The organism is Streptomyces sp. NPDC031265 (genome assembly GCF_055570295.1).
Genome location: NZ_JBVIHM010000012.1, coordinates 93235 through 108592, shown reverse-complemented (window position 1 = coordinate 108592; position 15358 = coordinate 93235). Strand labels below are relative to the sequence as shown.

Below are 15358 nucleotides of genomic sequence, written 5' to 3'. Positions count from 1 at the left end.
TCTCCCTCGGACAAGTCCATTCACGCGGCGAAAAGACTGCTGCTGACACGGCATCCCGGCGACCACATGGCCCTAGACGGTGCGCATCCGGTCCGACAGCACCGCCCAGGGGCCCCGCCATCGGCCCCTATTCATGCCCTCTCGAAGCCCAGCGCCGCCCGAAGGTCGGACGTGAGGACATAGCGCTTACCCACTGCTGGCTCGTGCACTTCGACGGGAAAGGTGCCGGCCCTGACCAAGTCGTAGGTGGTGTTCCGCCCAAACCCGAAGGCCCGGCCAGCAGTGAGGACATCTACGGTCACATCGAGCTCTCCCAGCTCCTCGCGGGTCATCCCTCGCCGACTGACCCTCGTGGCCGGATCCTGTCGATCATGCATGTCTCGGGTCTCCCGTTCCGCCCCCGCGCCTCCCGGATAGCCCCTCGCGAGCCTAAAGTCTCCCTGGAAGCAAGGCAAGATCCACTGGCCAGTCACGGGACTCGTATCATTGCATTGCCCTGACACATGTTAGTCCTGCGCGGTAGAACGGAGTCCGCGCCCGCGCCAGATCACCTCGCGTCACATTGGCCCCATAGGCCCTCTGGGAGTCCTTGCTACCGAGGAAGCTCGGGATCGCCTCGACACATGAAAATCACTGGAGGAACCGTGTTCAAGGGATCGGTATACAAGCGCTGCGGCTGCAAGCAGCCTGCTCTGGATCCCGAAGGCAAGGCTGTGCTGGACAGAGCAGGGCAGCCCGCTCTGCGGGAAGCCGGGTCCTCATGCCCCGATCTCAAGGCGCGTGACCACGGCAGTTGGTACTACTACGTAGAGCTCCCGGAAGGCCCCGGGGGAAAGCGTCGTCGCGACCGGAAGGGAGGCTTCACCACCAAGAAGGGCGCAGAAGCCGCTGCCCAGAAGGTATGGAACCAGGCTCTGGACGGCATTGACGTCCTCTCCGACGAGACGATGAAAGCCTTTCTGCTTCGCTGGATCGAGCTCAAGAGAACGGATCTGAAGCGATCAACCTGGCTGGGCTACAAAGGCCACGTTGATCGAGTGTTCATCCCCCAGCTGGGGCACCTCAAGCTGCGAGACCTGCGCACCTCCCACCTCCAGGACATGTTCAAGGAGATCTGGCGCCTGAACGAAGAGCACGCCAACAACCAGGCCGCGGCCCTGATCGCGCAGGCTGAACGCGACGCCGCGTACACCGCCTGGAAGAGCGCGCCCAAGCCCCGCCCGCCCCACCTTCGCCAGCGGTTGAACGACGCCAAGCAGGCTGTACGGGAGGCTCTCCGTAAGCCTCGCCACATCACCGGCCCCGGGGCCCAGTTGAAGATGAAGAACGAGCTGAGCGCCGCCCTGGACTACGCAATGCTCACTGACAAGCTCATCGCTGAGAACTGGACCAAGCACCTAGTCCTGCCCAAATACACACCACCGAAGCCGCTTGTGTGGACTGACGAGCGTGTTGCCCGATGGCTTGAGACCGGCGAACGACCCGGTCCGGTCATGGTGTGGACCCCGGAGCAAACCGGCGCGTTCCTCGATGCTGTGGCTGACCACAGGCTGTACCCCATGTTCCACCTGATGGTCTTCCGCGCAACCCGACGCGGCGAGTCCGCCGGCCTGCCCTGGGCCGAGACCGATCTAAAAACCGGCATCGTGCACATCGGCGAGCAACTCATCTCATACTCGTACGACTTGTGGGAGGACACACCCAAAAGTGAGAGCGGATCACGAACGATTCAGCTAGATGCCCAAACGCGACAGCTGCTTCTCCTATGGCGTGAGCGGCAGCAGACCGAACGCATCGAGTGGGAGAAACGCCACAAGGCGCACCCCAGGAAGTACGGCCCTTACGTCGACTCCGGTCGGGTCTTCACTTGGGAAGACGGGCGTCCCTACCATCCGGAGTACCTGTCCCAGGTCTTCGGCCGCCTGATCGAGAAGATCGGCCTTCCGCCCGTCCGCCTTCACGATCTGCGGCACTGTGCAGCGACGCTCTCTCTCGCCGCCGGCGTGCACATGAAGGCAATCCAAGCCCTGCTCGGCCACTCCAGCTACCAACTCACCGCCGACACCTACACGAGCGTGCTGCCGCAATTCGAGCAAGCAGCGGCCGACGCCCCCGTGGCGCTCGTTCCCCGGAAGACCACGCTTGCGGCTGTAGAGGTCTCATCCGTGCCCGTCACTGAGAAGGGGCACATAAGCGACGGGGAGGCCCCTCGACGGCCACTCCACAGCGCTGCCTAGCAACCGCGCGTCCCCATCCTGTCCCCAACGACATGGCAAAGGCCCTCCGGAAGGATCTTCCGGAGGGCCTTTGCCCTGGTGGGCATGGACGGTTTCGAACCGCCGACATCTGCTTTGTAAGAGCAGCGCTCTACCCCTGAGCTACACGCCCGTGGCACATCCGTGGATGAGGGAACAGCGTACATGGCCTCCGGGGCAGGGCTGCAAACCCGTTCGCCGGGGCAGGCGGGTCGACGGGGAGGTGCGAACTAATCGGCCGGTGTGTTCGTCCTTACCTGGTGGGAGAATGAACCGGCAGGCGGACACGGCACGGGAGAGGGATGTGACGGCGACACACGCGCGGCCGTACAGCAGAGCGGGTGCCATCGTCCCCGGTGTCGGAGTGCGGGCCGCCGGGGGTCGGCGGGCCCTCGGGGACGCGCTCGCGCTCGTCGCGCTGCCGCTGGTGCTCGGGGCCGCGCTGCTGCCCGGGGCGTTCGCCGGAGGCGGGACGCGGCGGTGGTTCGGCGGGCGCGGGGAGAGCGTCCGGGCCGACGCGCAGGCGGCCAAGGACGCGGCGGCCGCCGCCTTCTACGAGCTGGACACCGCCCAGCGGGACCTGCGGATCTCCATCGAGACGATCACCGCCGTGGACAGCTCGCCGCGCGCCCGCAGGGCCGTGGACGACTTCGCGGCGCTCGGTCGGCGGATCGACGAGGTCAGCAACGACTACATCACCGCGGTCGACGCGCACGACCTGGACCGCGACGGCCTGGACGCCTCGGTGGCCGCCAGGGCCCGGGGCGAGCTGACGAAGGCCAAGGACGACCTCGTACGGGTCAAGGGCGAGCTCGACCGTTTCGAGCAGAGCCTGGGGCCGCTGCTCTCCACCGCCGAGACGCAGCTGGCCCGGCTCGCGCCGGCCGTGGAGCGGGCGCGACAGGCGCTCCTGGGCGCGAGCACCGCTCTCGATTCGGTGCGGGCGTCCGGACTGAGAGCGGACGATCTCGCCGCCCGGCTCGCCGCACTGGGGCCCGAGCTGACCCGGCTCAACCAGGGCGCCGGGCAGCACGGCGTGCCCGAGACCCTGGAGCGGGCCGACCGGGTGCTGCGGGACGCGGAGGGCGTGCGCGCCGAGGCCGAGCGGCTGCCCGAGCGGGCCGCCGAGATCGACCGCCGCCTGGTCTCGCTGCGCACGCGCGCGCAGGCGCTGACCACCCGGGCCGGCACCGTCGACCCGGTCCTGAGCGAGCTGCGGCGCCGGTTCGCGGCCGCCTGCTGGCAGGACCTCCAGCAGGTGCCCGACGAGGCGCTCGCGAACGTACGGCAGGCCGAGGAGAAGCTGAAGGAGGCGGCCACCGCGCGCGACGAGCAGCGCTGGGCCGACGCGACCTCCCGGCTGAGCACGGTCAGGGCGCTCCTCAACTCCACCGACGAGGCGGTCTCGGCCGCCGGGGACCGGCTCCAACGGCTCAACGCCGTCGCGAAGGACCCGCAGCAGGAGATCCAGCGGACCCGGTTCGCGATCCGGGACGCGCAGCGCCTCGCGATGTCCGGCCGCAACACCCCGGACCCGCGCGACGCCCGCCCGCTGGACGACGCCGTGGCGCGCCTGGAGCGCGCGATCGCCACGCTGGAGGGCCGCCACCCCGACTACTGGCACTTCCTCACCGAGACCGAGGCGGTCCGGCAGACCACCGCGCGCGTGGTGGCCCAGATCCGCGAGGAGCGGGGGCACGGGGCCTGACGCCCGTCACCGGGACGAGTTGTCTCCGCTGCGCGACGGGCGGATCCTGGGAGGTACGGACGACACGAGGAGGCCGCCCATGGCCACCCAGCCGCTTCATCCCCTGCGTCACCCCATGCGTACCCCCCATGTGTCCCTCGACGAGCATCTGCCCGTCGACCACCGGCTGAGCCAGGTGTACCGCTTCGGCGCCGGGATCATGGGGCTGTTCCTGCTCGTCTTCGGCATCCTGGGGCTCACCCACAACATCGGGTTCTTCGACACCGGCGGCAAAGAGGTCGCCGGGCTGAGCACCAACGGCACGCTCAGCGTGATCTCGATCGTCGTCGGGGCGCTGCTCCTCTACGGCATGGTCAAGGGCGGCAACTTCGCCTCCTGGATGAACATGTCCCTCGGGGTCCTGTTCCTGATCAGCGGGTTCGTGAATCTGGCCCTGCTGGACCGCGGCTCGGCGAACTTCCTCGCCTTCAAGATGCAGAACGTGATCTTCAGCTTCCTGGTGGGTCTGGCGCTGATGGTCTTCGGGATGTACGGGCGGGTCGGCAGCGCTCTCCCACACGACAACCCGTACTGGCGGGCGCGGCGCGAGGCGGAGGCGCAGGCGGAGCCGGGCGTACGGGAACGGCCCCTGCGGTAAGCGCACGCGGCAGCGGTACGCCCGTTAGCCTGGGGCCATGCCTCGCTATGACTACCGCTGCCGCTCGTGCGGCGACACGTTCGAGCTCAGCCGCCCGATGGCCGAGTCCGCCGCGCCCGCGATGTGCCCTGGCGGGCACGAGGACACGGTGAAGTTGCTGTCCACCGTGGCCGTGGGCGGCCTGTCCAAGGCTGCGCCTGCGCCGTCCGGCGGTGGCGGCGGGTGCTGCGGTGGCGGCTGCTGCGGCTAGGTGCCCCGGCTGCGGACCGTAGGTGGCTGGGCCCCGCCCACGCGGCGGAGCCGCACGGTGTCACAGACCCGCGCCCCTGATCCCCAGGGCCGCTAGCGCTTCCTGGACAACGTCAAGCCGTCCGCCACGATCAGCATCACGCTGTCCATCCGCTCGTCCCGCGTCACGTGCTCGTTGAACCGCTGGATCCCGGCGGCGGGACCGGTCGCCGCCGGGTCCAGGACCTCACCGTGGAAGAGCGTGTTGTCCACGGCGATGAGGCCGTTCTGCCGCATCCTGGGCACCAACTCCTCCCAGTACGCGATGTAGTTGTCCTTGTCCGCGTCGAGGTAGGCGAAGTCGATGTGCGGCTCCGCGGGCATCGCCCGCAGGGTGTCCAGCGCCGGAGCGATCCGCAGGTCCACTTTGTGCGCCACGCCCGCCTTAGTCCAGGCCTCGCGTCCGTACGCCGTCCACTCCTGCGAGATGTCGCACGCGATCAGCCGTCCGTCGTCGGGCAGCGCCTGTGCCATGGCGAGGGCCGAGAACCCGGTGAAGGTGCCGACCTCCACCACGTGCCGGGCGCCCGCCAGCCGGACGAGGAACGCGAGGAGCGGCGCCTGCTCCTCGGCCGACTGCATGCCCGCGTAGTCGGGCAGCCGGGCGTACGTCGTCTCCACGAGCTCGCGCTGCACCGCGTCCAGGGGCGGGTTGTGCGCCAGCATGTACGCGTACAGCCCGTCGGTGATCTTTGTGCTGTTTCCCTTGGTCATACGGGCGAGTATGCGACCGGTCAGGGCGTGGCGAGCGCATTGCGGGAGGCCGTGGCGCGGGTGGCGAACCGGCGCACGATCTCCTCGCCCGCCAGCACGCCCCGCTCGTCGAGGACGTCGACGTGCGGCGCGGTCCAGCCGGAGTCCGCGAGTTCGCCGTGGCCCGGGCGCCAGCCCTCGTCGGCGGCGAGCAGCAGGTCCGCGTCGAGGAGGGAGTCCCCGGCGGCCAGGGTGAGTTCGGCGCCGGTGCGGCGGGCCACCTCGCGGACGGCCGCGCTCTTGGTCAGCGGCTTCGGCACCGCGTAGATCTTGCGGCCCTGGAGCGAGACCGTCCAGCCGCGCCCCTCGGCCCAGGCCCCCAGCTCCTTGACCCAGTCCTCGGGCAGCAGCGCGCGCTCGACCACGAGGTAGGCGAACAGGTCCTCGGCGACCCGCTCCTTGCGCAGCCAGAGCGGGTCGGCGGTGGCCGAGATATGGGCGCGCACCTCGTCGAGGGTGGCGCACTCGGCGGCGATCCTGGCGTCCACAAGGCGCCGCCAGTCGCGGTCGGCCACCCCGTCGACGAGCAGCTGCCCGCCGTTGGCGCAGATCGCGAACTTGGCGGGCAGGCCGGGAAGTTGGATGCGCTGGTACTGCTTGCGGGTCCGGGTCGTGGTGGGCACGAAGACCGTGTCCGGGTCCGCCTTGAGCGCGGCGAGCAGGGTGGCCGCGTTCTCGGTCATGTACGAGAGCGGCTTGTGCTCGTGGATCTCCACACAGAGCAGCCGCGGGGCCCGGGGGTCGGGCATGGTCAGGTCGAGGGCCGCCGCCGAGTAGATCAGCGTACGGTCCAGATCGCTGGCTATCAGGGTGCTCATCGGGAGGCCACCGCCTTGCCGTCGGCGCCGGTCGCCCCGCGCGTGTACTGGGGGTGGATCAGTCCTACGCAGCTGTACGGCAGGTCGTCGACCCATTCCACCGGCACCCCGCGCTGCTGCGCAAGGAGGCGTACGTGGTCGAGGTCCGCCCCGGCGTCGCGGTGGGCCAGGATCTTCCAGGGGACGCGGCGCAGCAGGACGCGGGTGGTCTCGCCGACGCCGGGCTTGACGAGGTTGACGTCGTGGATGCCGTATTCCTCGCTGATCCGCTCGACGGCGGCCCAGCCCTCCCAGGTGGGGCTGCGGTCGGCGGCCTGGAGCGCCTTGGCCTCGCGGTCGACGTCGGCGGCGACCTCGTCGAAGCGGGCGGCGACGGCGTCCAGGAAGTCCACCGAGACGTCGGAGTCCGCCAGTTCGCGGTAGAACTTGGCGCCGTGGAAGTCCCCGGGCCCGATCAGATCCGGGCGCAGCACGGTCCGCGATATCAGCCCCGACACGGTCGAGTTGAGGCACGCGGACGGGATCAGGAAGTCCTCGCGGGTGCCGTACGTACGGACGCAGGAGCCGGGGTCGGCGAGGACGGCGATCTCCGGGTCGAAGCGGTCAACCCCCGAGGATTCAGCGAACTCCCGGATCGCGGCGGCCAGTTCGCGCGTGATGGCGCCCTTGCCGGTCCAGCCGTCGACGAAGACGACGTCGGCGGGGTCGTGGTGGGCGGCGAGCCAGCGCAGCGCGTTGGGGTCGATGCCGCGGCCACGCACGATGGAGACGGCGTAGTGCGGCAGGTCGAGCCCGTGCCGCTGCTGGGCCCAGCGGCGCATCAGGACGCCCACGGGGGTGCCCGCGCGGGCCAGCGAGACCAGGACCGGGCGGGGCGCCCGCTCGGCCAGGACCGTCTCGGTCACCACGCCCACGGCACGGGCGATGCGCTCGGCCGAGGCGTCGAGCGCGGTGCGGAAGAGTCCCTGGTACTGGGGGGACGGCTGGTACTCGACCGGCAGCGACTCCGCGTAGTGGGCGCCGCCGCTCTGGATCGCCTCCTCGCGCTCCTCGGTCGGCGCCTCCAGCTCGACCCCGGACAGGTCCTTGAGTAGCCAGCCGACCTCGTCGGGCGCGTACGAGGAGAAGGCAGGCCCCCGGAGGGGCTCGGGCAGGGGCTCGGGCATGGGGGCACCTTTGGGTACGTACGAGGGGACGACGGCCAGCACGACGTGCGGGATGTGCGCGGCGAGCCTGGCGAGCAGGCCGTCGGGGGCGTGCAGCTCGGGGGTGTCGGCGGCGGAGTCGACGACGGCCACGACGGTGTCGTACCCGGCACCGGCCACGTTGTACGCGTAGCGCTCGCCGGGGCCGTCGGCGGGGTCGTCGTGGGCGGGGAAGACCAGGCGGGTGCGGATGGCGTACCCGGGGTCGTCCACCGCGAGCACGGGCGACCTGGTGGTCGTGGAGTAGCGGACGTCCGTGCCGGACTGTTCCAGGGCGAGGGCGAGGCGGAGGGGCGTGTACATCAGCTCCTCGAACCCGAGGAGGAGGGTGCGGCCAGGGGTGTTCCCCAGGGCACCCTTGATGGCGGCGGCCATCTGCGGGAGCGCGGCCTCCAGGTGCGTGCGGTGCGCCGGGGTGAAGCCGTGGCGCCCGCCGTCGGGGACGCCGACCGGCCAGGGGAGGTCGACGCGGGTCACAGCGGGCATCCCCGCCCCGCTGTGGGCAGGCGGGACCGGGGCCGAGGACGGAGAACGGGCGCCGGGCGCCCGGGTGCCGCTGTGCCCACCCTCCCCCAAGCTCTCGGCTCCGCTCAAGCAGGGGGGACCCCCATCGCCCTTGGCGGCACGACTGCCCGCAGCGGCGGCGGCAGGTGCCGTGGCCGCCCGGTCGGGGCTGTCGGGAAGGGGCGGGGTGGGGGAGCTCTCATGCTCGGCCACCAGCGCCATCCCCCGTTCCAGCACCCCCTCCGGCAGCAGAACCGTTCCTGCCGCCAGGGTCACCAGGTCCACCTCCGCGCCGATCTCCGCCGCGAACGCGGTCAGGCGGGTGCGGTCCGCCGGGGAGCGCATGTCGACCAGGGCGACTATCACGTACCGGGTACGCGGGTACCGCGCGTGCAGCGCCCTGATCGTGTTCAGGACCGTGTTGCCCGTCGAGAACTCGTCGTCGACCAGGACCAGCACCCCGTCCCCCGCCAGCAGCGCCGGATCCTCCGGCAGCAGCAGGTGGGAGGTCGCGTGGGAGTGGGACTCCTCGAAGCCCCCCGCCCGCGCGACCCCCTCGACGGGGCGGCGCGTGGAGTGGAGGTAGGGCGCCGCGCCCAGGCCGTCCGCCACCGCGTGGCCGAGGCCCGTCGCGGTCTCCGCGTAGCCCAGGACGACCGCTCCGGCCGCCTCCGGGCCGAGCAGCTCCCGTACCTCCTCGCCCAGCGCGTACCCCGCCCCGTACACCCGTGAGGGCCGCTGGGGGACGTGCTTGCCCAGCACGTTGGAGACCAGCAGATGCGCCCGCTTGGGGTTGCGGCGCAGGGCGAGGCCCAGCAGCTCGGGCAACCGCTCGTCACCCTGGAGTTCGACTCCGAGCCGCTCCGCGACCCACGTTCCCGACCAGACCACCACGTTGTCGACGCTCTCCGTCTCAGTCATCCGGCCAGGCCGGCGGTCAGCAGCTCCACGAAGCCGGTGTCCTCGTGCGCGACGCCGAAGACCTCGGCGCGCAGCAGAGTCCGCTCGGCCCACGCGCGGTGCGGCTTCACTTCGTTCATTTTGTTCGTATACGCGGAGCGCAGCACTCCGCCGCCGCCCCGCTCCGGCCGCAGGATGTCCCGGGCGTCGCTGTACTCCTCGTGGCTGACCACGGACAGCGCGTGCACCGGCACCACGTGCGAGGGGTGGATGCAGGTCTTGCCGAGCAGCCCGTTGGCGCGGTCGAGCTCGATCTCGCGCAGCAGGCCGTCGATGTCGTGCTCGATCAGCGTGTCGCGCAGTTCCTCCGCACGCCCCTCAAGGAAGGGGCTGCGGCGCAGCTGGGGCTTGAACATGCGCTCCTGGAGCCTGAAGTACTCCCACACCGGGCCGGTGATCGTGAAGCCCGTGCCGTCGGCGCGGCCGAGCACGTTGACCACGTCCGCGATCACCCCGGCCACGATCTGCACGTCGTACGCCGTCATGTCCGGCGAGCGCCGCAGCCCGTACGCCGAGCAGAAGTCGGTCACGCCGAGCCGCAGCGCCAGCACCCGCTCGCGGTACTTGTCGACGGTCCGGGCGATGCCGGTCAGCGTCTCGCAGCGGGTCTCCAGATGCAGCAGCTCGGGCGATTCGAGCACCGGCATGGCGAAGAGCCGCCGTCCACTGGCCGCCTCGGCCGCGCCGAGCGCCTCCAGGAACGGCACCCCGCGCTCCTCGGTGAACTTCGGCAGTACGAATCCGGACAGCATCCGCACCGAGGAACCGAGCCGCTGCACCAGATCGGGGATCTGGGCGGGCTCGCGGACCCGGATGAACAGCAGCGGGGTCTGTCCGCCGCGCGCGTCGAGCTCGGCGAACTGGCGGACCAGATTGGCCTCCGCCCCCGCCACCTCGGCGTCGTCGATCGAGTCCTCCAGGCAGAGCACCATGGACACGACACCCCCGCGGGCCTGCTTGAGCACGTCGTCGGCGAGCGCGGGGCGGGTGGCGGGGCTGTAGAGCGTGGCCCCCAGGGCGGCGGACAGCACGCGCGCGGGAGAGTCCGAGCTGAACTCGACGGGCTCCCGGTGGAACAGGTCCTTACGAGCAGCAGGCGGAACGTGCCCGAAGTGACGCATATGGATTCCCCTGTACTGCAACGATGGCCCGGACTGAGTGAGGGTGGGTGGCCGGTAATAGTACGTAAGAACACATGTCACGAGTTCCCCGCGTTCATGAAATCCAGGTAACCGGCCCGCGCCCTTCCCGTGGCGCGCGCGGACGCGGTACGTAAGGTACGTACCGCTCATCTGCGGGACAAGGCCGCCCCCGGGCCCCCGCGTTGTCCGGGCGGGCGACGGGAAGGCAGGATTGCGACCATGACGCACGCGATGCTGAAGGGATCCAACGTCCCGCTGGACGCCATGGCCGTGAGGGCCGTGCTCCGCTGGACGCCGGGCACCGACGTCCCGGACGTGGACGCCTCGGCGCTGCTGCTCGCCGCCGACGGCCGGGTGCGCTCCGACGAGGACTTCGTCTTCTACAACCAGCCGCGCCACCCCTCGGGCCTGGTGCGGCGGCTGCCGAAGAAGCGGGTCGGGGACGGACTGACCGACACCATCGAGGCGGATCTGGCCGCGCTCGACCCGTCCGTCGACCGCGTCCTGGTCACCGCCTCCTCGGACGGCGCGACCTTCGGGTCCGTACGTGACCTGCGGATCCTGCTGTACGACGCGGGGCCGGGCGGCACCGAGCCGCTGGCCGTCTTCGATGTGAAGGCGGAGACCGGCGAGGAGACCGCGATCATCTGCGGCGAGCTCTACCGGCGCGGCGAGACGTGGAAGTTCCGCGCGGTGGGGCAGGGCTATCCGACCGGTCTGGTGGGTCTGGCGACGGAGTACGGGATCTCCGTGGACGAGGACGGCGAGGCGGGAGAGGAGGCCGACACGGGCTCCTCCGGCGCCGACCGGGCCCGGACACACGGCGAGGCCGCGCCCGGGGCCCATTCCGCGTCCGTGTCGCAGCCGCAGCCGCAGACCCAGCCCTATGTGCCGCCGCCGCCGTCCGCCTCGCCGCCCTCCTACGGCTATCCGCACCCCGCGCCGCCGCAGCACCCTCCCGTGCACCAGCCCTCGTACGGTTATCCGCAGCCCGCGTCGGCGCAGCCCGGCTACGGCTATCCGCAGCCGGCGGCCGCGGCAGCGCACACCGGGGACCCGGACTTCGCGCTGCCGCCGATGGGGCCGCAGTTCATCCGGCAGTGACGGGCGGGGCCGGGCGGGCAGGGGCCCGCCGGGCCCGCTCACGCGCGCACTCTCAGGCCTTCGTCTTGTAGCCGCGCCCCCACTGGAGCCCCCATCCGTAGAGCCGGTCCAGTTCGGCCTGGAATCCGTACACGAACTTCACCTCGCGGCGCACGACCATGTCCCCCTTGATGTTCTCGATGGAGACGACCGCGCAGGAGCGGGCCTGCGGGGCGTGCTCGTCCAGGTCGATCTCTATGCGCGGGCCGTTGCTCGGGTAGAGCGTGACCTTGGCGTGCGTACGGTCGAAGGCGGGCGTCTGGTCGTAGATGTAGACGAAGACCAGCAGCCGCTTGATGGACTCGCGGTGGTCGAGGTTGACGTAGATCGTCTCGCCGGACGGCGAGCCGAACCGGTCGTCGCCGCTGAGCTGGACGTACGGCGCCGCGTTGGTGGCGCCGAAGAAGCCGCCGAGCGGCTGCACCACGCCCTTGGAGCCGTCGTCGAGCTCGTAGAGGCAGCCGAGGTCGAGGTCGACGTTGACCACGCCCTGGGTGTGCGCCTGGACCACATCGGGCTTGAACAGCTTGAACGGGTGCCGCAGCACGCTGGGCCCCGACCGGCCGCCGAAGTCGGAGGTGCGCATCCGCCACGACAGGTTGACGCGCAGCGACCCGGAGTTGGCGCCCTGTTTGCCGAGCGAGACCACCGGATGCCGTTTGGTCAGCTCGATGGCATTGCTCGCGGCGCTGCCCGTGTCGAACTGCGCCGAGGGCCTGCCGCCGCGCAGCAGGTTGTCCCAGAAGGCCATCTGTTCCCCACCCCTATACGAACCAAGTGAACGGCCCCGCACCGGAAAGAACGGCGGGGCGGCCGGAAGGCGCGAACCTTCCGGCCGCCCCGCTCAGAGCGTTCCGCAATCGTCGACGGGTCACACCACGGATTCAGACCCCCGTGGAGACTTCCGCCTTCTCACTGAAATCCCCGCCGCCCTCCGCGGCGATCCGCTTGTTGCGGCGGACCGAGGACCAGAAGGACCAGGCGATCAGGAGGACGCCGACGCTGCCGGTGATGACCTCGTGGATCTCGTACTGGATGGTGACGAGCAGGATCACGGCGAGGGCGCCGATCGCGTAGTGCGCGCCGTGCTCCAGGTAGACGTAGTCGTCGAGGGTGCCCTGGCGGACCAGGTAGACCGTGAGGGACCGCACGTACATGGCCCCGATGCCGAGGCCGAGCGCCATCAGGACGATGTCGTTGGTGACGGCGAAGGCGCCGATGACGCCGTCGAAGGAGAACGAGGCGTCCAGGACCTCAAGGTAGAGGAACATGAAGAACGCGGCCTTGCCGGCGAGCAGCACCGCCGATGCGCCGCCCCTGCCGCTCTTCTTGGCCTCTTCCTCGGCCTCCAGCTCGGCTTCCTCCTCTTCCTCCAGCTTGTCCTCGAAGTAGCCGGAGAGGCCGCCCACGATCATGTACGTGATCAGACCGGCGATGCCGGAGATGAGGACCGTCTCGCCCTTGTCCGCGTGCGCCCCGCCGTGCAGATGGGCATGGGTCGCGAAGGTCATCGAGGAGACGAGCAGGACACCGAGAGCGATGGCGACCGAGAGCATGTCGACCTTGCCGAGCTTGGCCAGCGGCCGCTCGAGCCAGCGCAGCCACTGGATGTCCCGGTCCTCGAAGACGAAGTCCAGGAAGATCATGAGCAGGAACATGCCACCGAAGGCGGCGATCGACGCGTGCGCGTCGGTCACCAGTTCCTTGTAGTGCTCCTTCTCGTTCAGCGCCAGGTTGACGGCCTCGATGGGGCCGATCTTGGCGCTGATGGCGACGATGACGACGGGGAAGACCAGCCGCATACCGAAGACGGCGATGAGCACACCGACCGTGAGGAAGATCTTCTGCCAGAAGGCATTCATCTTCTTCAGAATTCCGGCGTTGACCACCGCGTTGTCGAACGACAGCGAGATCTCCAGGATGGACAGGATCGCCACGATCCCGAAGGCCGTCCAGCCGCCGTAGAGCACTGCCAGGACAAGACCGACCGCAGTGATCACGAATGACCAGCCGAAGGTTTTCAGAATCACTGACTTCCCCATCTAGCTAGTGGGGGTCCCCCCAGACGGAGTCTGGGGGAGGGTCTCCCCCCGCGCCGCACCCGACTTGGGCGTGGCTTTACGAAACGTTGACCCCGAAGTCTAGAGCGATCCCCCGGAGTCCGGACGCGTACCCCTGACCCACTGCACGGAACTTCCACTCGCCGCCGTAGCGGTAGAGCTCGCCGAAGATCATCGCGGTCTCCGTGGAGGCGTCCTCGCTCAGGTCGTAGCGCGCGAGCTCCTGGCCGTCGGCCTGGTTGACCACCCGGATGAAGGCATTGCTGACCTGGCCGAACGTCTGGCCGCGGTTGTCCGCCTCATGGATCGAGACAGGGAAGACGATCTTGTCGCAGCCGGCCGGCACCTTCGTCAGGTCGACGATGAGGGACTCGTCGTCACCCTCGCCCTCACCCGTGAGGTTGTCCCCGGTGTGCTCGACCGAGCCCTCCGGGCTCGTCAAGTTGTTGTAAAAGACGAAGTACTCGTCGCCGAGCACGCGCCCGGTCGCGCACAGCAGCGCGCTGGCGTCGAGGTCGAAGTCGGCTCCGGTGGTGGAACGCGCGTCCCAGCCGAGGCCGACCAGCACCTGGGTGAGGTTCGGTGCGGCCTTGGACAGGGAGACATTGCCCCCTTTGGCGAGCGTGACGCCCATGATCGTGTGTCCTCCCCTGAGTGGCGAACGAAGGGTTGAGCGCGTCCGGCGCCGCACTGGGGTGCGGCGCCGGACGAGGGAGAGCGACGGCTCAGACGTTGACGCCGAAGTCCTGCGCGATGCCGCGCAGGCCCGACGCGTACCCCTGGCCGATGGCGCGGAACTTCCACTCCGCCCCGTTGCGGTACAGCTCGCCGAAGACCATGGCGGTCTCCGTCGAGGCGTCCTCGCTCAGGTCGTACCGGGCGAGCTCGGTGTTGTCCGCCTGGTTCACCACGCGGATGTACGCGTTGCGGACCTGGCCGAACGACTGCTGGCGGCTCTCGGCCTCGTAGATCGAGACCGGGAACACGATCTTGTGAACGTCGGCCGGGACCCCGGCCAGGTTCACCTTGATGACCTCGTCGTCGCCCTCGCCCTCACCGGTGAGGTTGTCACCGGTGTGCTCGACGGAGCCGTCGGGGCTCTTGAGGTTGTTGAAGAAGACGAAGTTCGAGTCGTTGGCGACCTTGCCCTGGTCGTTGGTCAGCAGTGCGCTGGCGTCCAGGTCGAAGTCACCCCCGGTGGTGGTACGAGCGTCCCAGCCCAGACCGACGATGACCGCGGTCAGGTTGGGGGCGGCCTTGGTCAGCGAGACGTTGCCGCCCTTGCTGAGGCTGACTCCCACGAGTCCTCCCAATGGTGTGAGGGGCCGGCTTGGTCAGCGTCCCCGTCGTGCGTTGGCATCGGATCAACGTCTGGATCCTAGTGACCGGTTCCCGCCTCAAACAGGCGATTCGGCCGAAGGTTCACAGGGTGTCGAGCGCCTTGACGTAGTCATTCAGGTCCCGGGCGTCCGGCAGGCCGTTCTCGACGGTCCAGCGGACCACGCCGTCCTTGTCGATGACGAAGGTGCCGCGCACCGCGCAGCCCTTGTCCTCGTCGAAGACCCCGTACGCGCGCGAGACCTCGCCGTGCGGCCAGAAGTCCGAAAGCAGCGGGTACTCCAGACCCTCCTGCTCGGCGAAGACGCGCAGGGTGTGGATCGAGTCGTTGGAGACGGCGAGCAGTTGGGTGTCGCGGTCGGTGAACTGCGGCAGGTTGTCCCGCAGCGCGCACAGCTCGCCCGTGCAGACGCCGGTGAAGGCGAACGGGTAGAAGAGGAGCACCACGTTCTTCTCGCCGCGGAAGTCCGAGAGCTTCACGGTGCGGCCGTGGTTGTCCTTCAGCTCGAAGTCCGGGGCCTTGGTGCCGACCTCGATCGCCATGGAA

General features: G+C 69.7%; 15 protein-coding genes and 1 tRNA gene. 5 read left to right on the top strand and 11 right to left on the bottom strand.

All coding sequences use genetic code 11. The annotated features are described in order from the left end of the window. Positions 1-131: 131 nt before the first annotated feature. Complete coding sequence (locus ACZ499_RS20005; protein WP_468676606.1) at positions 132-332, bottom strand: DNA-binding protein; 201 nt, start codon at positions 330-332, stop codon at positions 132-134. A gap of 291 nt (positions 333-623) precedes the next feature. On the opposite strand from ACZ499_RS20005, the gene ACZ499_RS20000 reads away from it, so the two are divergent. After that, positions 624-2237 carry a tyrosine-type recombinase/integrase gene (locus ACZ499_RS20000; RefSeq protein ID WP_468676605.1) on the top strand — a complete coding sequence of 538 codons (1614 nt, stop codon included), beginning with the start codon at positions 624-626 and terminating at the stop codon, positions 2235-2237. Positions 2238-2313: 76 nt separating this feature from the next. On the opposite strand, the gene ACZ499_RS19995 is transcribed toward ACZ499_RS20000, so the two are convergent. Then, positions 2314-2388, bottom strand: a tRNA-Val gene (locus ACZ499_RS19995). Positions 2389-2559: 171 nt separating this feature from the next. Between ACZ499_RS19995 and ACZ499_RS19990 the strand changes: the two genes are divergently transcribed. From ACZ499_RS19990 to ACZ499_RS19980, 3 genes are all read left to right on the top strand, one after another. Continuing rightward, positions 2560-3963 (top strand): hypothetical protein, encoded by a 1404-nt coding sequence (locus tag ACZ499_RS19990; RefSeq protein ID WP_468676603.1) that lies wholly within the window; start codon positions 2560-2562, stop codon positions 3961-3963. Positions 3964-4042: 79 nt separating this feature from the next. Beyond that, positions 4043-4600: a DUF4383 domain-containing protein gene (locus tag ACZ499_RS19985; RefSeq protein ID WP_468676601.1), complete on the top strand. Its 558-nt coding sequence runs from the start codon at positions 4043-4045 to the stop codon at positions 4598-4600. 37 nt (positions 4601-4637) lie between these two features. Next, positions 4638-4850: an FmdB family zinc ribbon protein gene (locus tag ACZ499_RS19980; RefSeq protein WP_468412250.1), complete on the top strand. Its 213-nt coding sequence runs from the start codon at positions 4638-4640 to the stop codon at positions 4848-4850. Between the two features lie 92 nt (positions 4851-4942). Here ACZ499_RS19980 and ACZ499_RS19975 read toward each other — a convergent pair whose 3' ends face one another. Genes ACZ499_RS19975 through ACZ499_RS19960 form a run of 4 tightly spaced genes read right to left on the bottom strand, consistent with a single transcriptional unit; the run spans position 4943 to position 10249 of the window. Then, entirely contained in the window at positions 4943-5602 is a 660-nt protein-coding gene (locus ACZ499_RS19975) for an O-methyltransferase (protein ID WP_468412248.1), read from the bottom strand. Between the two features lie 20 nt (positions 5603-5622). Then, positions 5623-6459: an HAD family hydrolase gene (locus ACZ499_RS19970; protein ID WP_468676598.1), complete on the bottom strand. Its 837-nt coding sequence runs from the start codon at positions 6457-6459 to the stop codon at positions 5623-5625. Further along, positions 6456-9089: a phosphoribosyltransferase gene (locus ACZ499_RS19965; RefSeq protein WP_468676596.1), complete on the bottom strand. Its 2634-nt coding sequence runs from the start codon at positions 9087-9089 to the stop codon at positions 6456-6458. Before ACZ499_RS19965 ends, ACZ499_RS19970 begins: the two co-directional genes overlap by 4 nt. Further along, positions 9086-10249, bottom strand: coding sequence for an HpcH/HpaI aldolase/citrate lyase family protein (locus tag ACZ499_RS19960; protein WP_468676595.1), 1164 nt, complete (start codon positions 10247-10249; stop codon positions 9086-9088). The genes ACZ499_RS19965 and ACZ499_RS19960 overlap by 4 nt, the downstream gene beginning before the upstream one ends. Positions 10250-10489: 240 nt before the next feature. Here ACZ499_RS19960 and ACZ499_RS19955 point away from each other — a divergent pair, with 240 nt between their 5' ends. Next, positions 10490-11374 carry a TerD family protein gene (locus ACZ499_RS19955; RefSeq protein WP_468676592.1) on the top strand — a complete coding sequence of 295 codons (885 nt, stop codon included), beginning with the start codon at positions 10490-10492 and terminating at the stop codon, positions 11372-11374. Positions 11375-11426: 52 nt separating this feature from the next. Here ACZ499_RS19955 and ACZ499_RS19950 read toward each other — a convergent pair whose 3' ends face one another. The 5 genes from ACZ499_RS19950 to ACZ499_RS19930 all read right to left on the bottom strand — a co-directional run bounded on the left by ACZ499_RS19950 (position 11427) and on the right by ACZ499_RS19930 (position 15354). After that, complete coding sequence (locus ACZ499_RS19950; protein ID WP_468676590.1) at positions 11427-12164, bottom strand: TerD family protein; 738 nt, start codon at positions 12162-12164, stop codon at positions 11427-11429. A 133-nt stretch (positions 12165-12297) separates the two neighbouring features. Continuing rightward, entirely contained in the window at positions 12298-13443 is a 1146-nt protein-coding gene (locus tag ACZ499_RS19945) for a DUF475 domain-containing protein (protein WP_468676589.1), read from the bottom strand. 88 nt (positions 13444-13531) lie between these two features. After that, entirely contained in the window at positions 13532-14107 is a 576-nt protein-coding gene (locus ACZ499_RS19940) for a TerD family protein (protein ID WP_385542778.1), read from the bottom strand. 91 nt (positions 14108-14198) lie between these two features. Next, positions 14199-14774: a TerD family protein gene (locus tag ACZ499_RS19935; RefSeq protein ID WP_101392355.1), complete on the bottom strand. Its 576-nt coding sequence runs from the start codon at positions 14772-14774 to the stop codon at positions 14199-14201. A gap of 121 nt (positions 14775-14895) precedes the next feature. Next, positions 14896-15354, bottom strand: a complete 459-nt coding sequence (locus tag ACZ499_RS19930; RefSeq protein ID WP_344074759.1) for a peroxiredoxin — start codon at positions 15352-15354, stop codon at positions 14896-14898. Between the last annotated feature and the right edge of the window lie 4 nt (positions 15355-15358).